Here is a 20,320-nt window from a genome sequence, read left to right on the forward strand (position 1 = left end):
CGTTGAGCCCCCTGGCCCGAGCAGGGGGGGATCCCCGGCCATGAAAAAGCCCCGCATTAGCGGGGCCTGGCGCAACGCTGAAGTTGCACTTTCCGGATTCTGAGATCAGCTCGGTGCGGCGTGCGCCTCAGCCGGCGCTCCAGCCGCCGCCGACGAGGTCGACCAGGGGGGAAACCAGCGCCGTGCTGGCCAGGAACCAGGCGAAGGCGGCACCACCGCAGCCACCCAGCCAGAAACCGCTGGCGAATTCGGCCCAGCCGGCCTTGGTGAACAGATCAGCGGGCGGGTTGTCGATCGTGGCGTCGGGGGGCTGCACGTTGGGGCCTGTGCCGGCGGTGCCGTAGATCGACAGGCAGATCGTGAGGATTGTCACCAGGCCGATCGTGGCCAGCAGGCCAGCGGTGGTGGCGTACTCCGTGTGCCGCAGGGGGCCGGTGAGGGCGAACGGGCCGTAGAGGAGGTACCCGTGGGCCATTCCCACTTCCAGGCCGCGGCGGTTGGGGGAAAGAGCCGGGCGATAAGCGGGCAGAGCGTTCAGGAACGCTTTGGTGAAGTAACTGCTGTTAATGGGGGTGGCGAGGTTGCCGACGGTGGGGTCGGCCACGGGATGCACGGTCATGGGCGGGCTCGTGGTGGGAACGAAAGGCAGAAGAACGGGCGAGGCGCTCAGTCGCGCGCTTCGATCACGTTGAACAGCAGGGCCATGGCCACGGCAGGGCCGAGGATCCCCACCACGGGGACCAACAACGAGGGCAGCCAGGCGGCAGCGAATTCTCCAGTCATGGCGCGGGCCAATACAGCAACCGCCGATACTGTAAAGATCACTGCAGGGCAGGCCTTGTCGCCCTGCCGTTGCGACATAAAAATTCAATCCGATGCAGCAGGCCCTCCCCGCCGCCGCGGCTCTCCTGGTGATGGTCTTGCTTGTGCGCCGCAGCAGGCTGCCCCTGCTATCCGGCGATGACGGCAGTGCAGTGGCCGCCGTCAACAGGGCGCAGCTCGAACGGGTCGTGACCCCGGCCACTTCATCAGCGGCCTCATCAGCCCCCTCTGCGGTGGCGATCTCCGCGTCTCCTGCGCTCAAGCCCTCGAAGCTGTTGCCGGAAGCCCTGGCCTCAATGGCGCCAGGCACGCACCGGGATCCTCGCTGGCGCCGGCAGGTCCTCGCTGAGCTTCGCGCAGCTGCCACAGGCGGCGAAGACGAGCGTCTGGCGGCCGTGGCCGCCTGCCTGGTCTGGGGAGATCGGGCCAGCCTGCCGCTGCTGAAGCGGGCTCGCTTCGATCCCGACCCTTGCGTGGCAGCCCTGGCCGCCGAGGGGATTGCGGCGTTCCGTGGTCGGACGGCCGTTCAGGCCAGCCGCACTCAGCCTGCAAGGCTGCCGCGCAATGTGCTGCGTACCCGGTAGATCGGCCGGCCCTGGCTTTCGTGGTAAGTGCGCATCTGCAGCTCCGCCAGCAGCCCGAAGCAGAACAGCTGGATGCCGGCCATGATTGCAAGCACAGCCACCATCAGCAGCGGCCGGTCGCCCACGTCGGCGTTGATAAAAACCTTCTCGCCGAGCAGCACGAGCCCCAGCACCAGGCCGATCGCCAGGCAGGCCAGGCCACCGAAACCAAACACATGCATCGGCCGGGTCAGAAAGCGCTTCATGAACCAGACCGTGAGCAGATCCATCAGCACCCGGAAGGTGCGATCAATGCCGTACTTGCTCTGACCAAAGCGGCGGGCGTGATGGTTCACCTTCACCTCGCTGATGCGGGCTCCTTCGATGAAGGCGAGCGCCGGCAGGAAGCGGTGCAGTTCGCCGTACAGGTTCATGTCAGCCACCACTTCGCGGCGGTAGGCCTTGAGCGAGCAGCCGTAGTCGTGCAGGCGCACCCCGGTGACCCTGGCGATCAGACGGTTGGCGATCTTGGAGGGCAGCAGGCGCTGCAGTGCAGCATCCTGGCGCTGGTGGCGCCAGCCGCTCACCAGGTCATAGCCCTGCTCAAGCCGGTCCAGCAGCAGGGGGATGTCGGCGGGATCGTTCTGCAGATCGCCATCAAGGGTGACGATCACGGCACCGTGGCTGGCATCGAAGCCAGCGGCCATGGCGGCGGTCTGGCCGTAGTTGCGACGCAGCAGCACCGCCACCAGCTCAGGGGTCGTTGCGGCGAGCTCCTCAAGCCGGCTCGCGGTCCCGTCGCTGGAGCCGTCGTCGACCAGAACCAGCTCGAAGCGGCGACCCAGGGGCCTGAGGCTGGCGAGAACCTTCTCCACCAGTGGACCGAGGCTTTCCTCCTCGTTGTACAGAGGGATCACGACCGAGAGCTCTGGGCCGTGCGACGCGGTCATGGCGGCTGGGCTGTGTCGAGCTGCAACCTACGGGAGTCCCGGGTCAGGCCAGGGTGCTGCCGTCATGGCAACGCACCACCCGTCCGGCTCCGCGCAGTTCACTGCGGTAGTGGCACGAAACGGGGTGGTCGGCTTCGGGGCTGAGCTGGTCGATGCCGAGGCCATCCCGGCCGTGCTCCTTGCCGGAGCTGTGCAGATAGTGGCCCGCGCCCAGATACAGCCCCACATGGCTGCAGCGTTGGGGACGGCCGAAAAAGATCAGATCCCCTGGCTGCAGCAGCGCGAAGACTCCCGGCCGTACGGCCACCGGCTGACAGAAGAGCTCCTGCTGGTAGGCATCGCGAGGGATCCAGATCCCGGCGCTGGCGAAGGCGCTCTGGACGAACCCTGAACAGTCGAAGTCGGGGCCGAGGCTGCCGCCCCAGAGGTATCGGTTGGGCTGCTCCCGGGCCCGCTCGGCGAAGCTCAGCACATCTGGCAGGCGAGCGGCGATGCTGCTCGGCCCCAGTGGGAGCGACCGGCTGGGCTGGGCGGGGATGGCCCGCTCAAGCAGCTGGCTGATCTCCAGCCAGCAGGGGTAGCCATCCTCCAGCAGTCGGGCCCGCAGCCGGGTCCCCTCGCGCTGGCCTAGCAGCTGCAGCATGCGGCCGCGGCGTGCCTGGGTGGCCAGCCCCGGCCCGCTGGAGCGGGCGTGGCCGTCGATGTCGGCGTTAAGACGCCAGCAGCGGCCGGCCTCCAGCCCAGCGGTGTTCTCCCCGGTTCCTAGGCTCTCCACGGTAGACAGCGGTACCGATGGCGTTCTACAGCCCCGATGCGGCGATGGGAGCGATTCTCGAGGACCACCTCCATTCCCTGGAGCTGCAGGGCCGCCCCGGTCTGGCCTCCCAGGTCTCTATCACCTGGTTGCGCTATCAGCGCAGCCTGATCGGCGCGGCCGAGGCGAGTGAGTCGTTGAGGCCATGGCTGGAGCCAGTGGCCGGTGCTGCCTGGGCCGGCTCCACGGCCCGCTATCCGGCCAGTGTGGTCAAGCTCTTCTACCTGGCGGCCACCGAAGCCTGGCTCCAGCGCCAGCTGCTCGAAGACGGCCCCGAGTTGCGCCGGGCGATGACCGACATGATCCGCGACTCAAGCAACGATGCCACCGCCGTGCTGGTGGATTGGCTCACGGGCACCACCAGCGGCCCCGACCTGCCGGAGCGGCCGCTGCGGGCCTGGATCGAGGCCCGCCAGCTGGTGAACCAGTGGTACGCCTCCCAAGGCTGGCCCGAATTCGAGGGCTGCAACGTCTGCCAGAAAACCTGGGGGGATGGCCCCTACGGACGAGAGCGGCAGTTCTACGGACCGGAGCTGGAGAATCGCAACCGCCTCAGCACTGATGCCACGGCCCGGCTCCTGCACGTGATCATGGCCGGCGCCCTCGTGTCTCCCCCCGCCTGCACCCGGATGCGGGAGCTGCTGGGCCGCTCTCTTGACCCTGAGCTGAGGGCGGCGGATCCGGAGAACCAGGTGGATGGTTTCATCGGCGCGGGTCTGCCAGCCGATGCCCGGCTGTGGAGCAAGGCTGGCTGGATGAGCCAGGCTCGCCATGACGCTGCCTATGTGGAGATCGAGGGACGGTCTCCTTTCCTGTTGGTGATCTTCAGCGAAGGGGCGGAGCGGGCCGCCGATGAAAAGCTCCTTCCAGAGCTGAGCCGGCTGCTCAGCGAGGCTTGTTCAACGAGCTGACCGCCATTGGCCGTAAAGCTTCGCCAGAGTGTGCCAAGGCGAAGATGCTGCTGGAGCCAGGGTCTTGGAACGGAGAGGGAGGGATTCGAACCCTCGACAGAAGTTGCCTCCTGTAACTCCTTAGCAGGGAGCCGCTTTCAACCACTCAGCCACCTCTCCAGGGGCCAGATGAGCTTATCAGCGATCGCGCTCGGCCTCGCCAAGGTGCAGGCGGGGCAGACGGTGCTTGAAGCCACAGACAATCTCCCAGGGGATCGTGCCAGTGGCCTGGGCCCAATCCTGGGGGGCGATGCGCTCACCTCCTTCGTCACCCAGCAGGGTGACCACCGAGCCCACCTCCAGCTGGGGCGCCTCGGTGGCATCGATCAGCAGCTGATCCATGGTGATCGCCCCCACCTGGGCCAGCCGGCGCCCTGCGAACAGCACCTCCAGCTGGTTGCTGAGCAGCCTTGGCACCCCATCGGCGTAGCCGATCGTGACCACCGCCAGCCTGGTTGGGCGCCGGGTGCGGTAGCGATGGCCGTAACTCACTCCAACTCCGGCAGGTACCTCGCGGATCAGGCAGACCCTTGCCCGCACGCTCATGGCGGGCTGCAGGGACACTGTGTGGCTCAGGTGCTCGGCGGGTGCCTGGCCGTAAAGCGCCAGGCCCACACGCACCAGGTCGTAGTGGAGCCGGCGGCAGCGCAGGGTGCCGGCGGAATTGGCCAGATGACGCACTCCGGTGGGCAGCCCCAGCTCAGCGGCGCCGCTCAGCACCCTCTCGAAGCGCTGCTGCTGGATGGCGGTCAGTCCCCCACCTCCCGGGTCGGGTGAGTCGGCATCGGCCAGGTGGGAGTAGACCCCAGCCAGCTGTACCGCCTCCAGACCATGGATGGCCTGCAGCAGCCTCACCCCATCGCTCCAGTCCACTCCGAGCCGGGCCATGCCGGTGTCCAGCTTGAGGTGCAGCGCCATGGATCGGCCGCTGCCACTGGCCAGATTCTGGCAAAGCAGAGCTTCGCGCATGCCGCTGATGGTGGGCATCAATTCCCACTCCAGGCAGCTGCGCAGCTCATCGGGGTGGATCAGATTCCCCATCACCAGCACAGGCTCCTTCAGGCCCGCCTGGCGCAACTCGATGCCTTCCTGCAGGGTGGCCACCCCCAGTGAGGTTGCGCCACCGGCCATGGCCGCGCGAGCAACCGGTGCGGCGCCGTGGCCGTAGCCATCAGCCTTGACCACAGCCATCAGCGACGACCCCGGAGCCAGCCACCGGCCCAGCGCCCTGGCGTTGTGCTCGATCGCTGTCTCATCAACCTCCACCCAGGCCCTCTGCCGCGGGTGCAGCCCGGGTGCCCCGAACTGCTGGGGATCCTCAACTGGCAGTTGTTGGCAGGGCTGGGGCATCTGTGCAATCTCAGACCGGCATCGCAGCAGAGTCAATCTGATGTGATCCGTGAGTCCAATCTCGTGCCTGATGACTCAGACCCATTAGCATGGCGGCCATCTGGGGATCTGGCACCCCTTCCGTGGACCATGCGCCGTGAGCCAGGTTCTGGTCCTTAATGCGTCTTATGAGCCGTTGAACATCACCAGTTGGCGTAGAGCCACGGTGATGCTGCTGAAGGGCAAAGCCGAAGGCCTTGAGCACGATTCTCAGCATCCCATCCGTGGCGAGATGCTGCTGCCGTCGGTGATCCGTCTGCGCCAGTTCGTGCGGGTGCCCTTCAAGCAGTTGCCGCTGACCCGACGCAACGTCTTCCAGCGTGATGGCCATAGCTGCCAATACTGCGGCTACCAGGGGGAGCAACTCTCGATCGACCATGTGATCCCCCGCAGCCGCGGCGGAACTGACACCTGGGAGAACGTCACCACCGCCTGCCTGCGCTGCAATGTGCGCAAGGGCAGCCGTACGCCCAGGGAAGCGGCCATGCCCCTGGCCAGGGTGCCGAGGCGGCCGGTGAGCACCCTTTACTTCGAGGCCACCCGCCACATCCGCTCCGGTCGCCAGGAGTGGGCCAAGTACGTGATCGGAGCTTGAGGCACCCTTTCAGGACGCCCCTCATCTTGGACATCAGTCCGCGCCTGCGCCCTCGGCCACCAGCTGCTCCAGACGAGTCTTCTGTTCCGCCGCCACGCAGGCGCCGATCATTTCGGCGAGCTGGCCCTGCAGCACCGGCTCAAGGGCGAAGTTGCGCCCCAGGCGGTGGTCGGTGACCCGGTTGTCCTTGGCGTTGTAGGTGCGGATCTTTTCGCTGCGTTCGCCGCTGCCCACCTGGGCACGGCGGGCAGAACTCTCGGCGGCAGCGGCCTCAGCCAGCTCCCTCTCCAGCAGCTTCGCCCTCAGGATCTCCAGAGCCCGCTCACGGTTCTGCAGCTGCGAGCGCTCCTGAGTGCAGAACACCCTGATGCCCGTTGGTTTATGCAGCAGGTCCACGGCCGTTTCCACCTTGTTGACGTTCTGCCCGCCGGCTCCGCCGGAGCGGGCCGTGCTGATGTCGAGATCAGCGGGATCAAGCTGGACCTCGACCGGATCGGCCTCTGGCATAATCGCCACGGTCGCGGTAGAGGTGTGCACCCGTCCCTGGGACTCGGTTGCAGGCACCCGCTGGACCCGGTGAACGCCGGCCTCGTACTTGAGCTGGCTATAGACGCCATCGCCGCGGATCGCCAGGATCAGCTCCTTGAAGCCGCCCAGGTCGGATTCCGAAGCACTGAGGGGCTGAACGCTCCAGCCCACGGCCTGGGCGAAGCGCTCGTACATCCGGGCGAGATCACCGGCCCAAAGTGCCGCTTCATCCCCCCCAGTGCCGGCGCGGATCTCCAGCATCACACTGCGCTCATCACGGGGGTCACTGGGGAGCAGGGCAAGGGTGAGTTGCTGCTCGAGTGCATCGATCTGACCTCCCAGCTGGCTGAGCTCGTCCTGGATCAGGGCCTCCATTTCGGGATCCCCCTTGCTCTGGCGCGCCAGTTGCTGAGCGTCCTTCAGTTGCTGCTGCAGGCTCTGCCAATGGCTGAGGCCCGTGGCCAGGGGCTCAAGCCGGGCCCGTTCCTTGGAGAGACGGCGTAATTCAGAGGGGTCGGCTGCCACGGCGGGATCTGCCAGCTGACGCTCGAGCGCGTGGAAGGTGCGATCGGCAGCCTCAAGGCGCTCACGCAGCAAGGATGAATCCATGGGGGCAGGTGAGCAGACAGCACAAAGCCGGACACTCGTGAGTGTCCGGCCTCTGAAGCAGATCTCGAGCGATCAGGCCTCGACCTCTACCTCCACCTTGGGCTCTTCGCTGCTGGGCTTGGTACTGGCTGTATCGGCGCTGCCCATGCCGTACTTGCGCATGAAGCGGTCCACGCGCCCCTCGGTGTCGAGGATCTTCTGGGTACCGGTGTAGAAGGGGTGGTTGCCACTCCACACATCGACGTGGAGCTCTGGCTGGGTGGAGCCGGTGGTCATCACCACCTCTCCGTTGCAGATCACCTTGGCGTCGGGATACCAGGTGGGATGGATGTCGGCCTTGGGCATGGCTGGAGTGGGCTGAATACGGAAGGGAAGGATCAGCGCTTGGAGAACTGGGGCGCTTTGCGGGCTTTCTTCAGGCCGTACTTGCGCCGTTCCTTGGCCCGGGGATCCCGGCTGAGGTGGCCTTCGGTCTTGAGAGGTTTCCGGTTATCCGGGGAGAGCTCACAGAGGGCCCGGGCAGCTCCCTGCTTGATGGCATCGGCCTGACCAGTCAGACCGCCGCCTTTGACGTTGACCAGCAGGTCGTACTCGGTGGAGAGCCCGAGGGTGTCCAGGGGCGCCTTCACGGCACTGAGGTAGCTGGGGTTGTAGTTGAGGTAGTTGTCGCCGGGGCGGCCATTGATCGTGATCGAGCCGGTGCCGGGAACGACACGCACGCGGGCGACGGCCGTTTTACGGCGGCCGGTGCCCCAGTAGACGACGCGGTTGGAAGCGTTGCTCATTGGGCGGTGGCGGAGGGATCGAGAGCCAGAACCAGAACCTGGGGCTGCTGGGCGGTGTGGGGATGCTCGGCACCCTTGTACACCTTCAGCTTGCGGAACAACTGACGGCCGAGGGCGTTGTGAGGAAGCATGCCCTTGATGGCCTTCTCGACAATCCTCTCGGGCAGGCGAGCCTGCAGTGCCTCAAAGGTTTCGGTCTTCATGCCGCCAGGACGACCGGAATGGCGGCGGTAGATCTTCTGGCTGGCCTTGTTGCCGCTGATGCGGATCTTGTCGGCGTTAATGATGACCACGAAGTCACCGGTGTCCAGGTGGGGGGTGAAGGTTGGCTTGTTCTTGCCGCGCAGCACACTGGCCACCTCGCTGGCCAGACGGCCGAGGGTCTGATTCTCGGCGTCCACCAGAAACCACTGGCGGTCGAGGGAATCAAGAGAGGGAACGGAGGTCTTGTTCATCGCACCGGCAGGCCGGATCGGAGTAGGGCGCCATCCGAAGAGGATGGGGCTGGACATGGGGCGGAAGGGCGGCGTCGAAGGGTGACCCCATCAGCACGACGCGCAAGTCCTGAGCCTAACCTGTGGCCCATTGGCCCGTTTCCGGGTCTCCGCTGGATACATGATCCAGTGGCGAACACGCCTTGAGGCTGGTGAACAGCGGAGGCGGGCTCAGGGAAGGAAGCTCAGGCGGATCCTGGCATTCCAGCCAGTGCCGCGGCTGGCAATCATACCAGGCAGACAGTGGGAAAGGAGAGGCGGGGTAGCCAACCCGCAGCAGGGAGAGTCCGTGGGCAGGGGCTGCCTCCTTGACCTCCGAGCGGGTCCGCTGCCGCCAGCGCCCCTCAAAGCCGGCCAGGCTCAGCTGGCCTTCCCCCACAGCCACCAGCTGACCCATGATCAGGCGAACCATCCCGTAGAGAAAGCCGCTCGCCTGGATCTCGGCCACGACCAGGTCGCCGTGACGCTCCAGACTCACGGCCTGCACCTTGGTGCGGGCATGGGCGCGTCGGCTGCCTGCCCTTTGGAAGGCGCTGAAATCATGGAATCCCAGTAATCCGCGCAGGGCGGCCGCCATGGCGCGCTCATCGAGGCGCTGCCGGTAGCGGTGCCAGCTCCAGGGGGAGAGAAACAGGTTGGGCTTGCGGCCGTTGTACAGCGTGTAGCGGTAGCGGCGGTAGCTTGCGGTGAAGCAGGCATGCCAGCTGGAGGGCACCGAGGCAGCGGCCCTGACCCGGATTGAGGCCGGCAGGCGGCCGTTGAGGGCAGCAGCCCAGCGTTGGGCGGGAATCGGACCGCTGGCCTCGAAATGCACCACCTGGCCCGCCGCGTGAACACCGCTGTCCGTACGCCCTGCGGCCGTGGCCCGAAGGGGGCGATGAGGATCGAGCGTGGCGATGGCCTGCTCCAGAGTCTGCTGAACACTGGGCTGATGTGGCTGGCGTTGCCAGCCACAGAATGAGGAGCCTTCGTACTGCAGGCAGAGGGCGATCCGCTGGACCGGTCTCTGGTCTGGGGACGAAGGCAAGATCGCTTTGGCTTGGAGTGTCAGACCAGCTCGATGATGGCCATTTCGGCGTTGTCACCCCGGCGTGGGACGGTGCGGATAATCCTGGTATATCCCCCGCTGCGCTCGCCGTATCGCTCCTGTGCCTTGTCGAACAGGGAGTGAACCAGCTGCTTGTCGAAGATGTAGCCGATGGCTCGACGGCGGGCGGCCAGGCTGCCGTCCTTGGCAAGGGTGATCATCCGCTCGGCTTCATCACGCAGGGCCTTGGCACGGGCCTTGGTGGTGGTGACGCGGCCTTCGCGGATCAACTGAGTGGTGAGACCACGCAGGAGGGCCTTGCGTTGGTCGGCGGGTCGTCCGAGCAGAGGGACGCGGCACTGGTGTCGCATGGTTCCGGGGGATGAGAAAGGGGAAGGGAGGAAACGGTGCCGCTCAGGCTGTGGTGCGACTCTGGGGCAGAGAGATGCCGATCCTCTCGAGAGCTTCGATCACCTCATCAGCTGACTTCGAGCCGAAGTTCTTGATCTCGAGGAGATCCTCGTAGCTGAAGCCCATCAGGTCGGAGACCGAATTGACCTGGGCCCGCTTCAGGCAGTTGTAGGCCCGAACCGACAGGTTCAGCTCCTCCAGGGGGATCTGGCTCTCGGCCGAGGGCTCGGGTTCCAGGCCAGGCTCCTCGACCATGGTCAGAGTGGCCAGGGGCTGGAAGAGCTGGATCAGCTGATTGGCGGCCTGGGCCATGGCGTCGTCGGGTGTGATCGAGCCACTGGTGACGATCTCCAGGCGAAGCCGCTCACGGGCTGAACCGCCTTCGCCGACGGCCGTTTCATCGACCGTGTAGTTCACCCGTCGCACTGGCATGAACACCGCATCGATCTGGAGCAGATCGATCGCGCTGGTGTCCTCGTGATGACGATCCACCGGCCGGTAGCCGACGCCCCGCTCGACGTGAACTTCAAGCTCCAGGGAGTGACCTTCAGCCACGGTGGCGATCGGGCGATCGAAATCGATCACCTGAACCTGGGAGGAGAACTGCAGGTCGGCAGCTGTGACGCTGGCGGGGCCGTTTACGATCAGTCGTCCGATTTCCTGATCGCGATTGCGGCTGTTGACGACGACTTCCTTGCAGTTCAGCAGGATGTCGAGCACGTCTTCGCGCACCCCGGGAATGGTGGCGTATTCATGGTTGACGCCGGCGATGCGCACGGCGGTGATGGCACTGCCCTCCATGCCGCCCATCAGCACCCGACGCAGGGCATTGCCGAGGGTGATGGCCTGACCGCGGTCCAGGGGCCCGATCACGAACACACCGGTCTGGGAGCGGTCGTCGGCAATGTGATGCTCGACCCGATCGATCTGATACTGATGCACGGCCTGATGGTGGTGAAGAGGAACGCCGAAGAGCGGCTGGGAGCGGATGTTCAGACCCGGCGGCGCTTGGAGCGGCGGCAGCCGTTGTGGGGCAAGGGTGTGACATCCCGGATCAGGGTGATCTCGAGGCCGGCCACCTGCAGAGCTCGGATGGCGGTTTCGCGCCCGGAGCCCGGGCCGCGCACCAGCACCTCGATCTGACGCATCCCCTGCTCCAGGGCCCGGCGGCCGGCGGCCTCAGCGGCAGTCTGGGCGGCGAAAGGGGTGCCCTTGCGAGCTCCCTTGAAGCCGCTCGCGCCGGCCGACGACCAAGAAATCACCTCGCCGGCCGTGTCGGTGATTGACACGATGGTGTTGTTGAAGGTGCTCTGAATGTGCGCAACACCGTTGGGCACATTGCGCTTGGTTTTTTTCGCGCCGGATTTCTTGGCTGGCTTCGCCATGGACGGGGGCCTGGTGGGGTGATGGGGTGGTGAGACTGAGCGGCGGAGCCGTGGTCAGACGGACGGGTTACTTCTTCTTGCCAGCCACGGTCTTGCGGGCGCCGCGGCGGGTACGGGCATTGGTGCGGGTGCGTTGACCGCGCACGGGAAGACCCATGCGATGGCGGCGGCCTCTGAGACAGCCGATGTCCTGCAGGCGCTTGAGGGCCATGCCCTCCTGACGGCGCAGATCACCCTCGAGGGTGAAGGTTTCGGCAGCTGCCCGCAATTTCTGGACATCACCGTCGTCGAGGTCCTTGACGCGGATGTTGGGATTGACGCCGGCCTTGGACAGGATCTTCTGGGCGCGGTTGAGCCCGATCCCGTAGACGTACGTGAGAGAAATCTCAACCCTCTTGTCGCGAGGGATATCGACACCGGCAATCCGAGCCACGAAAAAACGATTCAGTTGGGCAGAGGGAGCCCGGCCGGCAAGGGCAGGGCGGTGCGCCCCGAAGGGCACTTGGGAAGGAAGAACGCGGCGCAGGTCAGCCCTGGCGTTGCTTGTGCTTGGGATTGGTGCAGATGACCATCACCCGGCCGTGGCGACGAATCACGCGGCACTTGTCGCACATCTTCTTGACTGAGGCACGCACCTTCATGGGCGGTGGCTCTCCATTTTGCAAACAGCTAACCTATCACATGAGTCAACCAAGTCCATCCACGATCCGTTTAGCCACCGTTTCCACAGCTCCCTCCGCTTCCACTTCCCGGATCAGGCCCAGCTGTCGGTAGAAGGCGATCAGGGGTGCTGTCTGCTCGCGGTAGACCTCCAGGCGGTTGCGGATCACCGCTTCGTTGTCGTCGTCCCGCCCGCGGCTGAGCAGCCTCTGCAGCAGGATGCCGTCGTCGAGCTGAAGAAGCACGACACACTCGATCGGCTGGTTCAGCTCCTCGAGCAGCTCACTGAGTGCTTCTGCCTGGGCGAGGTTGCGGGGGAAGCCATCCAGCAACCAGCCGCCCTCATGGCTGATCAGGCGGTCCCGCACGATCGCCAGCACCAAGGCGTCGCTCACCAGTTCGCCCCGAGCCATGACGGCCTGGGCTTCCGCACCCAGCTCCGTACCTGCCTCAACTTCGGCCCGCAACAGCTCGCCGGTGGATAGATGGAGAAGATCGCGTTCAGCGGCCAGCAGTTGGGCCTGGGTGCCTTTGCCGGCTCCTGGGGGGCCGAGGAAAAGAAGGCGGTTGGACATGGCGGGAGGGGTGACTGGAATGGAAAGGTGGCTTTGGGCTGGGGTGGATCACTCCCGCACCAGTCCTTCGTAGCGCTGAGAGATCACGTAGGTCTGAACCTGCTTGGCGGTGTCGATGGCGACGCCAACCAGGATCAGCAGGGAGGTGGCGCCCAGGCCCTGGAAGGTGCGCACCTGGGTCGCCCCTTCAACCGCGGAGGGAATGATCGCCACCGCTCCGAGGAACAGCCCCCCCAGCAGGGTGAGCCGGTTCTGCACGCCGCTCAGGTACTGGGCTGTGGCCGAGCCGGGCCGTACACCGGGAATGGCCACCCCCCCCCGCTTGAGGTTGGTGGCGATGTCGATCGGATTGATCGTTAGCGATGCGTAGAAGAGAGAGAAGCCACAGATCAGCGCGAAGAAGATCAGGGCGTAGAGCCAGGGGGTGCTGCTGTTGGGATTGAGGTAGCCGGCCAGCTGGATCAGCCAGGGGGCCCTGGTGATGTTGGCAATCGTCAGGGGCAGGAAGACCACCGCCGACGCGAAGATGATCGGCATCACCCCGCCGGCGTTCAGCTTCAGCGGCAGGTAGCTCTGGCGGCTGGCGAGACTGGCCTGACCCACCTGGCGCTTGGCGCTCACGATCGGGATGCGCCGGCTGCCCTCCTGCACGAAGATGATGCCCACGATCGTGACCAGGAAGATCAGCACCAGGATCACGATTCCCCCGATGGTGGCCCGATCGCCGCTTTCAGCCAGCTTCACCGTGGAGCCGAGCGCCCTCGGAAGGGTGGCCACGATGTTCACGAAGATCACCAGCGAGGCGCCTTGGCCGATCCCCCGTTCGGTGATCACCTCGCTGATCCACATCACCACCATCGCGCCGGTGACCAACGCCAGGGTGGTCTGGATCACGAACACCGGGACGGGAATGCCAGGTAGGGCGTACTGGCGCAGGATCAGCGCGAATACGGTGCTTTGCAGCAAGCCCCAGCCCAGGGCCACATAGCGGGTGATCTGGGCGATCTTGCGCCTGCCGGCCTCTCCTTCGTTCTTCTGGAGGTCTTCCAGCTGGGGCAGGGCCGCGGTCAGCAGCTGCAGGATGATCGAGGCGTTGATGAACGGCAGGATTCCCAGGGCGAACACTCCCAGGGTGGAGATGCCACCGCCGGTGAAGATGTCGAGGAAGCCGAGCAGTTGGCCGCCCTGCTGGATGAACTGCTGGAAGGCCACTCGATCGATGCCCGGGACGGGGATGTATATCCCCAGACGCACGAGCAACAACAGGCCCAGGGTGGTGAGAACCCGATCCCTCAGTCCCTTGGACTGGATCACCTGGGTGATGATTTCCGCGGCACTGGGGTTGCGGCCCCGGCTGACGAGCATGGCGAGAAGGGACGAGGGACGTACTGGCGGAACAGGGGCAACGATGGCAAAGCCGCCTGCCTGTCCGATCAACGGCGGCAGACGGCTGGTTGCCTGGCGGACCCCTGACGATCAGGGGTCGGGTATTGGCCGATCAGGGGATCAGCTCGCAGGTTCCACCGGCTGCCTCGATCTTGGCGCGAGCCGAGGCTGTGAAGGCGGTGGCTTCGACCTTGAGCTTGACGCCCAGCTCACCACTGCCGAGGATCTTCAGAGGGTGCTTGGGGCTTGTGACCAGGCCAGCGGCCTCCAGGGAATCGAGGGTGACTGTGCTGCCAGCCTCAAGATCGGCCAGTTTGCCCACGTTCAGCACGGTGAAGTGCTTGGGGTTCACAAGCGGGAAATGCTTGAGCTTGGGGAGGCGCCGGTAAAGGGGCATCTGACCGCCCTCGAAGCCAGGGCGGGTCGGACGGCCCGAGCGGGACTTCTGGCCGCGCATGCCGAAACCGCAGCTGGCGCCCTGGCCGGCGGCGATGCCCCGGCCTTTGCGCAGTTTGCGGCGGCGGGCACCGGTCTGGGGAGTGAGGGTGCTGAGAGAGAGGGTCATGGGTCTCAGGAGTAGATCTGCTCGAGGGAGATGCCCCTTTCCTTGGCCGTCTCTTTGTGGGTGCGGAGAGACTGCAGCGCCTGGATGGTGGCGCGGGCGTTGTTGAGGGGAGTTTTACTGCCGAGGCGCTTGGCCAGGACGTTCTTGATACCGGCCAGCTCGAGCACCGTGCGGATCGAGCCCCCCGCGATCACACCGGTACCCGGGGCCGCGGGCCTCATCAGGATGCTGGCGGCGCCGTCGACACCACGGCCGTCGGTGGGGATTGAGCTGGTGCGGGTCAGGGGCACCTTGACCAGATGCTTCTTCCCATCGGCAACGCCCTTGCGCACGGCGCCGATCACATCACCGGCCTTGCCAACGCCCACACCGACCTGGCCGCGCTCATTGCCGACCACGACGATGGCGCGGAAGCTCATCTTCTTGCCGCCTTTGACGGTCTTGGAGACCCGGCGGATCTGTACCACCCGCTCCTGCCATTCGGAGTCGCGCTCCTGGCCGCGGCGGTTGTCGCCTCGGCGTCCGCCGCCACCGCCGCCACGGCGATCACCACCGCCGCCGCCGCGGTTGCCGCCGCCGCGACGCTCCTGCTGGCCTTCAGTGGCGGCAGGAACGCCGACGGCCGCGGAGGGCACGTCGCTGGATCTGGTCTGTTCGTTGGTTTCGGTCATGGTTGGAGGCGGTTCAGAACTGAAGGCCCGCTTCCCGGGCGGCATCGGCGAGGGCCTTGACCCGGCCGTGGTACAGATTGCCACCGCGGTCGAAGACCACCTGCTGGATGCCCTTGGCGATGGCACGGGTGGCCAGCAGCTGACCTACGGCGACGGAGGCGTCACAGGAGGCGCTGGACTCGAGGCTGCTGCGCAGATCCTTGTCGAGGGTCGATGCCGCACAGAGGGTGGTCTGGGCAGCGTCGTCGATGACCTGGGCGTAGATGTGATTGTTGGAGCGGAACACCGCCAACCGCGGACGGTCGGAGGTTCCGTTGAGATGGCGACGCAGACGGCGATGACGCTTCTGGGTCTGCTGTTTTCTGGAAAGGGTGGACATGGCAGTACAGGGTGGGAACGCTCAGGCAGGCCTCATTTCTTACCGGTCTTGCCGGCCTTGCGCAGGATGCGCTCTCCCGCGTACTTGATGCCCTTGCCCTTGTAGGGCTCAGGCGGCCGGATGGCTCGGATCTTGGCGGCTTCGTTGCCCACCAGCTCCTTGTCGGCCCCGGACACCATCACCTGGGTGGTGCCTTCGACCGTGAAGCTCACGCCTTCGGGGGGGTTGACCTCCACAGGATGGCTGTAGCCGGCGCTGACCACAAGCTTTCGGCCCTGGACCTGGGCGCGGTAGCCCACGCCGATGATCTCGAGCTTGCGGGTGAAGCCCTGACTGACGCCCTCGACCATGTTGGCGACGAGGGTGCGGCAGAGGCCGTGACGCTCCCGGGAGCGGCGGCTTCCGTTGGAAGGGGTGACCACCAGGGTGTTCTCCTGCTGGCTGACCGCCACACCATCGGGGAGGGTGCGGCTGAGCTCACCCTTGGGGCCTTTGACCGTGACCGCCAGACCAGCCAAGGTGATGTTCACCTTGTCGGGGATGGGGATCGGCGCTTTACCAATACGTGACATGGATCAACTCCCAGATCAATAGATGTAGCAAAGCACTTCACCGCCAACGCCCTGCTTGCGGGCATCACGGTCGCTCATCACCCCTTTTGAAGTGGAGATGATCGCCACGCCGAGGCCGCCGAGGACCTTGGGAAGCTGACGGGTGTTCTTGTAGATGCGCAGGCCAGGCTTGCTGACCCGCTGCACCGAGCGGATTGTGGGCTGACGATGCTTGCCGCTGTACTTCAGCTCGAGAACGAGGAAGCGTTCGACGCCTTCTCCCTCCTCGCTGATCTGAGCGATGAAGCCTTCATGCTGCAGCACCTTGGCGATGCTGTGGGAAAGGCGTGAAGCGGGCACCTTGGTGGTCTGGTGCTTCTTTTCACTCGCATTGCGGATGCGGGTGAGCATGTCGGAAATCGGGTCGTGATTGGCCATGGTTGGGATCCGAGGAGGGCTCAGTTGCTGCGGAACGGCATTCCCATCTCGCGGAGGAGGGCCCGGCCCTCTTCGTCGTTGCGGGCGCTGGTCACGATGGTGATGTCCATGCCACGAATGGCGTCGATCTTGTCGTAGGAAATTTCGGGGAAGATGATCTGCTCCCGCACCCCCAGGGTGTAATTTCCCCGCCCGTCGAAGCTCTTGGGGCTGACCCCGCGAAAGTCGCGGATGCGCGGCAGGGCCAGGCTGATCAGGCGCTCCAGGAAGGCATACATCCGGTCTCCCCGCAGGGTGACAACCACGCCGATCGGCATGCCCTGGCGAATCTTGAAGCCGGCGATGGCTTTCTTTGCGCGCGTCACCACCACCTTCTGTCCGGTGATCGTGGCCAGCTCGCTGATCGAGGCTTCAAGAGCCTTGGCGTTCTGGGCGGCTTCGCCAAGACCCCTGTTGACGGTGACCTTCACCACCTTGGGGACTTCATGGATGTTCGAGAGGGTCAGATCCTTGAGCAACTTGGGCTGGATCGTCTCCCGATAGCGCTGTTTGAGTGACATGGCGGGGGTAGGGGAATGCGCTTCTGGGCTTTGTCAGAAAGCGGACGGGGTTGCGTTCAGCGGTGGGAGCGGTCGTCCTTGCACTCAGGCAAGAACTTCACCCGTCTTCTTGAGGCGGCGCTTCTTGGTGCCGTCGGTATCGACGACTAGCTCCACCCGGCTGGGGACGTTGTTGGCGGTTGAAAACACCATCACGTTGGACGCGTGGATGGAGGCCTCCTCGGTGAGGATGCGGCCTGATTCGCCTTCTTGAGTGGGCTTCATGTGGCGGGTGCGCAGGTTGATGCCCTGCACGACCACACGGTTCTCATCGGGAAGGGTGCGCAGGACCTCACCGGTCTTGCCCTTGTCCTTGCCGGCAATGATCTTGACTGTGTCACCCTTGCGGATGCGCATCTTGACCCTGTGAACGGGCCTGGGTTTTGGGGTGGCTGTGGCCATCTCAGATCACCTCCGGGGCGAGAGACACGATTTTGGTGAAGTTGCGCTCCCGCAGTTCCCGGGCCACGGGTCCGAACACCCGGGTGCCTTTGGGGTTGTTGTCGGTGCCCAGGATCACGGCGGCATTGTCGTCGAAGCGAATCGCATTGCCGGTGTCCCGGCGCAGGGTGGCCCTGGTGCGAACCACCACGGCCTTGACCACATCCGACTTCTTGACGCCCATGTTGGGCATCGCATCTTTGACGGCGGCCACGATCACATCGCCCACGTGGGCATAGCGACGATTGGTGCCCAGCACCCGAATGCACTGGATACGCTTCGCACCGCTGTTGTCAGCGACGTTGAGATAAGTTTCCTGCTGAATCATGGTGGGATCTTCTCAGCTCGCGCCGGATGTGGTGAAAACTTCGGCTACTGCCCAGCGCTTGGTACGGCTGAGGGGGCGAGTTTCGGTGATGCGGACCCGATCCCCCACGCGACAACGATTGTCCTCGTCGTGGGCTTTGTAACGGGTGGTGCGGCTGACGGTCTTCTGGTAGATGGGATGGGGGAAGCGGTTTTCAACCGCCACCACCACAGTTTTGTCCATCTTGTCGCTGACGACGACGCCGACCCTTTCCTTGAGTGCCATGGGTGGTGTGGGGGGGATCAGGAGGCGGAGGGGGCGGAGCTCTGACGCTCCTTCTGCACCGTCAGCAGGTGGGCCAGCTTGATGCGGCTTTCCTTGAAGCGGTGGGGTTGTTCCAGACGGCGGGTGGCCTGCTGGAAGCGCAGATCGAATAGATCGCGGCGGCAGCCATTGATCTGTTCGCTGATTTCGGCGTCGGTGAGTTTGCGCACCTCGGCGATGTCAGGACGGGCCATGGGTTCAGGACTCCACAGGAACGGTGGTCTCCGGTTCGACCGCGCTCGCCTGCTCCTCAAGGGCCAGGAACTTGGTCTTGATGGGGAGCTTGTACTGAGCCAGGCGCATGGCCTCCTTGGCAATGGCTTCGGTGATTTCGGGACCGCCCATTTCAAAGAGAATGCGACCTGGCTTGATGACAGCCACCCAGAACTCGGGGTTGCCCTTACCAGAACCCATTCGGGTTTCAGCAGGGCGCATGGTGACGGGCTTGTCAGGGAAGATCCGGATCCAGATCTTTCCGCCCCGCTTGACGTAGCGGGTCATGGCCCGGCGGCTGGCCTCAATCTGTCGGGAGGTGATCCACCCGCATTCCTGGGCCTGCAGCGCAAACTGACCGAAGGCAATGGTGTTGCCCCGGCTGGCGACACCGCACATGCGGCCTCGCTGTTGTTTGCGGAATTTGACGCGACGTGGACTCAGCATGGTTCAGGCTTCCTGCTCACTCCTCGTTGGAGCGGTCTTCGAACTGTTGGGGCCGGCGATTGGCGCGGCGCCGTGGTGCTGCCCCGACGGGGAGTTTTTCCTGTTGACCAGGAAGCACTTCTCCTTTGAACACCCACACCTTGATTCCCAGCACCCCATAGGTGGTGGAGGCCACCTTGGTGGCGTAGTCGATGTCGGCGCGGAGGGTATGCAGCGGAACCCGGCCTTCCCGGGTCCATTCGGTCCTGGCGATTTCGGCGCCGTTGAGGCGTCCGCTCACCTGGATTTTGAGGCCGAGCACGCCTGCCCGTTGGGCACGCTGCACGGTCATGCGCATGACCCGGCGGAACGCAACCCGCTTCTCCAGTTGCTGGGCGATGTATTCGGCCAGCAGGAAAGCATCGGCGTCAACCCGCTCCACTTCCACCACGTTGATGCGCACCTGGCGGTTGCGATCACCGACGGTTTTCTGGATGCCGGCGCGCAGTTCTTCGATGCCGCTGCCCTGGCGTCCCACCAGCACACCAGGCCGGGCTGTCTTGAGCTCGACCTCCAGCTGATCGGCCTTGCGGGCGATCAGCACATCGCTGATTCCGGCTGAGGCGTACTTCTTATGAATGAAGCAGCGGATCCGGTCATCTTCCTGGAGGAGGATCGGGTAGGTCTTGCTGGGGGCGTACCAACGGGAGCGGTGGTCCTGGGTGATCCCCAGGCGCAGGCCGGTTGGATGGATCTTGTGTCCCATCGGGCGGTGTCCTCGGGGGTCAGGCGGAAGGAGCCACAGCAATGCTGATGTGGCAGGTTTGCTTTTTGATGGCGTAAGCACGGCCCTGGGCCCGTGGCCGGAAGCGCTTCAGGGAGGGACCCATATCGGCGATGGCGGTGCTGATCACGAGCGAGGCCGGATCGAGCCCCATGTTGTGCTCGGCGTTGGCCACGGCAGAACGGAGCACCTTGGTGATCGGTCCGGTGGAGCGGTAGGGCATGAACTCGAGCAGGATCAGCGCTTCGCGGTAGGTGCGGCCGCGGATCTGATCGAGCACCCGGCGCACCTTGGACACGGAACCGCGGATGTAGCGGCCGTGGGCGCGGGCTTCTTGACTGGGGGTGGTGGTGTTGGCCATGGTGATTCGCTCCTTAACGGGCACCTTTTTTATCTTTGATGTGGCCCCGGAAGGTGCGGGTGGGGGCGAATTCCCCCAGCTTGTGGCCCACCATCTGCTCGGTCACGTAGACCGGCACATGGCTTTTGCCGTTGTGGACGGCAATGGTGTGGCCGATCATCATCGGCAGGATGGTGGAGGCCCGTGACCAGGTCTTGATCACGGTCTTGTCGCCAGCGCTGTTCTGCGCTTCGACCTTGCGCAGCAGATGGTCGGCGACGAAAGGGCCTTTTTTGAGTGAACGTCCCATAGCGAATCAGGCAGACAGCAGTGCGGTGT

Annotated in this window: 34 protein-coding genes and 1 tRNA gene; 3 read left to right on the forward strand and 32 right to left on the reverse strand. The window is 65.0% G+C overall.

All coding sequences use genetic code 11. The annotated features are described in order from the left end of the window. Positions 1-127 precede the first annotated feature (127 nt). Together KBY77_RS07050 and KBY77_RS07055 are read right to left on the reverse strand one after the other, a co-directional pair. Complete coding sequence (locus tag KBY77_RS07050; protein ID WP_255102846.1) at positions 128-619, reverse strand: photosystem I reaction center subunit XI; 492 nt, start codon at positions 617-619, stop codon at positions 128-130. 47 nt (positions 620-666) lie between these two features. Then, entirely contained in the window at positions 667-783 is a 117-nt protein-coding gene (locus tag KBY77_RS07055) for a photosystem I reaction center subunit VIII (RefSeq protein ID WP_255102910.1), read from the reverse strand. A gap of 92 nt (positions 784-875) precedes the next feature. On the opposite strand from KBY77_RS07055, the gene KBY77_RS07060 reads away from it, so the two are divergent. Then, positions 876-1,406, forward strand: coding sequence for a HEAT repeat domain-containing protein (locus KBY77_RS07060; protein ID WP_255102847.1), 531 nt, complete (start codon positions 876-878; stop codon positions 1,404-1,406). On the opposite strand, the gene KBY77_RS07065 is transcribed toward KBY77_RS07060, so the two are convergent. Continuing rightward, the gene (locus KBY77_RS07065; RefSeq protein ID WP_255102848.1) at positions 1,364-2,335 is read right to left on the reverse strand and encodes a glycosyltransferase family 2 protein; all 972 of its coding nucleotides are present in this window, start codon (positions 2,333-2,335) and stop codon (positions 1,364-1,366) included. The two genes, KBY77_RS07060 and KBY77_RS07065, sit on opposite strands and share 43 nt — an antisense overlap. 43 nt (positions 2,336-2,378) lie before the next feature. Then, complete coding sequence (locus KBY77_RS07070) at positions 2,379-3,110, reverse strand: C40 family peptidase (RefSeq protein WP_255102849.1); 732 nt, start codon at positions 3,108-3,110, stop codon at positions 2,379-2,381. A gap of 17 nt (positions 3,111-3,127) precedes the next feature. Here KBY77_RS07070 and KBY77_RS07075 point away from each other — a divergent pair, with 17 nt between their 5' ends. Further along, on the forward strand, positions 3,128-4,060 hold the full coding sequence (locus tag KBY77_RS07075; protein ID WP_255102850.1) for a serine hydrolase: 933 nt from the start codon (positions 3,128-3,130) through the stop codon (positions 4,058-4,060). Between the two features lie 70 nt (positions 4,061-4,130). Here KBY77_RS07075 and KBY77_RS07080 read toward each other — a convergent pair. Both KBY77_RS07080 and alr read right to left on the reverse strand, forming a co-directional pair. Next, positions 4,131-4,219: transfer RNA gene (locus tag KBY77_RS07080), tRNA-Ser, on the reverse strand. Positions 4,220-4,237: 18 nt separating this feature from the next. Further along, positions 4,238-5,449, reverse strand: coding sequence for an alanine racemase (gene alr, locus KBY77_RS07085; RefSeq protein ID WP_255102851.1), 1,212 nt, complete (start codon positions 5,447-5,449; stop codon positions 4,238-4,240). A gap of 136 nt (positions 5,450-5,585) precedes the next feature. Between alr and KBY77_RS07090 the strand changes: the two genes are divergently transcribed. After that, positions 5,586-6,083 carry an HNH endonuclease gene (locus KBY77_RS07090; RefSeq protein WP_255102852.1) on the forward strand — a complete coding sequence of 166 codons (498 nt, stop codon included), beginning with the start codon at positions 5,586-5,588 and terminating at the stop codon, positions 6,081-6,083. Positions 6,084-6,116: 33 nt separating this feature from the next. Here KBY77_RS07090 and prfA read toward each other — a convergent pair whose 3' ends face one another. The 26 genes from prfA to rpsS all read right to left on the reverse strand — a co-directional run bounded on the left by prfA (position 6,117) and on the right by rpsS (position 20,291). Further along, positions 6,117-7,220 (reverse strand): peptide chain release factor 1, encoded by a 1,104-nt coding sequence (gene prfA / locus KBY77_RS07095; protein ID WP_255102853.1) that lies wholly within the window; start codon positions 7,218-7,220, stop codon positions 6,117-6,119. A gap of 72 nt (positions 7,221-7,292) precedes the next feature. Continuing rightward, positions 7,293-7,565 (reverse strand): 50S ribosomal protein L31, encoded by a 273-nt coding sequence (rpmE, locus tag KBY77_RS07100; RefSeq protein WP_255102854.1) that lies wholly within the window; start codon positions 7,563-7,565, stop codon positions 7,293-7,295. A gap of 32 nt (positions 7,566-7,597) precedes the next feature. Further along, a complete protein-coding gene (gene rpsI / locus KBY77_RS07105) occupies positions 7,598-8,005 on the reverse strand; it encodes a 30S ribosomal protein S9 (RefSeq protein WP_255102855.1) in 408 nt (135 codons plus the stop codon). Continuing rightward, complete coding sequence (gene rplM, locus KBY77_RS07110; RefSeq protein WP_255102911.1) at positions 8,002-8,460, reverse strand: 50S ribosomal protein L13; 459 nt, start codon at positions 8,458-8,460, stop codon at positions 8,002-8,004. The genes rpsI and rplM overlap by 4 nt, the downstream gene beginning before the upstream one ends. A 115-nt stretch (positions 8,461-8,575) precedes the next feature. Further along, positions 8,576-9,526, reverse strand: coding sequence for a tRNA pseudouridine(38-40) synthase TruA (gene truA, locus KBY77_RS07115; RefSeq protein ID WP_261351975.1), 951 nt, complete (start codon positions 9,524-9,526; stop codon positions 8,576-8,578). Positions 9,527-9,546: 20 nt separating this feature from the next. Then, positions 9,547-9,897: a 50S ribosomal protein L17 gene (gene rplQ, locus KBY77_RS07120; RefSeq protein ID WP_185464197.1), complete on the reverse strand. Its 351-nt coding sequence runs from the start codon at positions 9,895-9,897 to the stop codon at positions 9,547-9,549. Positions 9,898-9,940: 43 nt separating this feature from the next. Beyond that, positions 9,941-10,879 carry a DNA-directed RNA polymerase subunit alpha gene (locus KBY77_RS07125; protein WP_255092226.1) on the reverse strand — a complete coding sequence of 313 codons (939 nt, stop codon included), beginning with the start codon at positions 10,877-10,879 and terminating at the stop codon, positions 9,941-9,943. 50 nt (positions 10,880-10,929) lie between these two features. Then, positions 10,930-11,322: a 30S ribosomal protein S11 gene (rpsK, locus tag KBY77_RS07130; protein ID WP_094555114.1), complete on the reverse strand. Its 393-nt coding sequence runs from the start codon at positions 11,320-11,322 to the stop codon at positions 10,930-10,932. Between the two features lie 67 nt (positions 11,323-11,389). Next, entirely contained in the window at positions 11,390-11,755 is a 366-nt protein-coding gene (gene rpsM / locus KBY77_RS07135; RefSeq protein ID WP_255102856.1) for a 30S ribosomal protein S13, read from the reverse strand. Between the two features lie 94 nt (positions 11,756-11,849). Then, entirely contained in the window at positions 11,850-11,963 is a 114-nt protein-coding gene (rpmJ, locus tag KBY77_RS07140; RefSeq protein ID WP_006173336.1) for a 50S ribosomal protein L36, read from the reverse strand. A gap of 45 nt (positions 11,964-12,008) precedes the next feature. Further along, complete coding sequence (locus KBY77_RS07145; RefSeq protein WP_255102857.1) at positions 12,009-12,557, reverse strand: adenylate kinase; 549 nt, start codon at positions 12,555-12,557, stop codon at positions 12,009-12,011. 48 nt (positions 12,558-12,605) lie between these two features. Then, complete coding sequence (secY, locus tag KBY77_RS07150) at positions 12,606-13,922, reverse strand: preprotein translocase subunit SecY (RefSeq protein ID WP_255102858.1); 1,317 nt, start codon at positions 13,920-13,922, stop codon at positions 12,606-12,608. A 133-nt stretch (positions 13,923-14,055) separates the two neighbouring features. Then, positions 14,056-14,508 carry a 50S ribosomal protein L15 gene (gene rplO, locus KBY77_RS07155; RefSeq protein ID WP_255102859.1) on the reverse strand — a complete coding sequence of 151 codons (453 nt, stop codon included), beginning with the start codon at positions 14,506-14,508 and terminating at the stop codon, positions 14,056-14,058. Positions 14,509-14,513: 5 nt separating this feature from the next. Further along, on the reverse strand, positions 14,514-15,179 hold the full coding sequence (rpsE, locus tag KBY77_RS07160) for a 30S ribosomal protein S5 (RefSeq protein ID WP_255102860.1): 666 nt from the start codon (positions 15,177-15,179) through the stop codon (positions 14,514-14,516). A gap of 13 nt (positions 15,180-15,192) precedes the next feature. Then, positions 15,193-15,558 (reverse strand): 50S ribosomal protein L18, encoded by a 366-nt coding sequence (rplR, locus tag KBY77_RS07165; protein WP_094555108.1) that lies wholly within the window; start codon positions 15,556-15,558, stop codon positions 15,193-15,195. 32 nt (positions 15,559-15,590) lie between these two features. Beyond that, complete coding sequence (gene rplF, locus KBY77_RS07170; RefSeq protein WP_255102861.1) at positions 15,591-16,130, reverse strand: 50S ribosomal protein L6; 540 nt, start codon at positions 16,128-16,130, stop codon at positions 15,591-15,593. A 15-nt stretch (positions 16,131-16,145) separates the two neighbouring features. Continuing rightward, positions 16,146-16,547: a 30S ribosomal protein S8 gene (rpsH, locus tag KBY77_RS07175; RefSeq protein ID WP_006173343.1), complete on the reverse strand. Its 402-nt coding sequence runs from the start codon at positions 16,545-16,547 to the stop codon at positions 16,146-16,148. A 20-nt stretch (positions 16,548-16,567) separates the two neighbouring features. Beyond that, positions 16,568-17,107, reverse strand: a complete 540-nt coding sequence (rplE, locus tag KBY77_RS07180; RefSeq protein WP_255102862.1) for a 50S ribosomal protein L5 — start codon at positions 17,105-17,107, stop codon at positions 16,568-16,570. 84 nt (positions 17,108-17,191) lie between these two features. Beyond that, a complete protein-coding gene (gene rplX, locus KBY77_RS07185) occupies positions 17,192-17,548 on the reverse strand; it encodes a 50S ribosomal protein L24 (protein WP_255102863.1) in 357 nt (118 codons plus the stop codon). Position 17,549: 1 nt separating this feature from the next. Then, positions 17,550-17,915 carry a 50S ribosomal protein L14 gene (rplN, locus tag KBY77_RS07190; protein ID WP_094555104.1) on the reverse strand — a complete coding sequence of 122 codons (366 nt, stop codon included), beginning with the start codon at positions 17,913-17,915 and terminating at the stop codon, positions 17,550-17,552. 12 nt (positions 17,916-17,927) lie between these two features. Next, positions 17,928-18,179: a 30S ribosomal protein S17 gene (gene rpsQ / locus KBY77_RS07195; protein WP_006173347.1), complete on the reverse strand. Its 252-nt coding sequence runs from the start codon at positions 18,177-18,179 to the stop codon at positions 17,928-17,930. A 17-nt stretch (positions 18,180-18,196) separates the two neighbouring features. Next, complete coding sequence (gene rpmC / locus KBY77_RS07200; protein ID WP_094555103.1) at positions 18,197-18,412, reverse strand: 50S ribosomal protein L29; 216 nt, start codon at positions 18,410-18,412, stop codon at positions 18,197-18,199. A gap of 4 nt (positions 18,413-18,416) precedes the next feature. Next, positions 18,417-18,878, reverse strand: coding sequence for a 50S ribosomal protein L16 (gene rplP, locus KBY77_RS07205; RefSeq protein ID WP_255102864.1), 462 nt, complete (start codon positions 18,876-18,878; stop codon positions 18,417-18,419). A gap of 16 nt (positions 18,879-18,894) precedes the next feature. Further along, a complete protein-coding gene (rpsC, locus tag KBY77_RS07210) occupies positions 18,895-19,623 on the reverse strand; it encodes a 30S ribosomal protein S3 (RefSeq protein ID WP_255092216.1) in 729 nt (242 codons plus the stop codon). A gap of 19 nt (positions 19,624-19,642) precedes the next feature. Further along, entirely contained in the window at positions 19,643-20,002 is a 360-nt protein-coding gene (rplV, locus tag KBY77_RS07215) for a 50S ribosomal protein L22 (protein WP_255092215.1), read from the reverse strand. A gap of 13 nt (positions 20,003-20,015) precedes the next feature. Further along, a complete protein-coding gene (gene rpsS, locus KBY77_RS07220) occupies positions 20,016-20,291 on the reverse strand; it encodes a 30S ribosomal protein S19 (protein WP_006173352.1) in 276 nt (91 codons plus the stop codon). Positions 20,292-20,320 lie beyond the last annotated feature (29 nt).

Source organism: Synechococcus sp. Cruz-7E5 (genome assembly GCF_024345995.1).
Classification (GTDB): Bacteria; Cyanobacteriota; Cyanobacteriia; order PCC-6307; family Cyanobiaceae; genus Regnicoccus_A.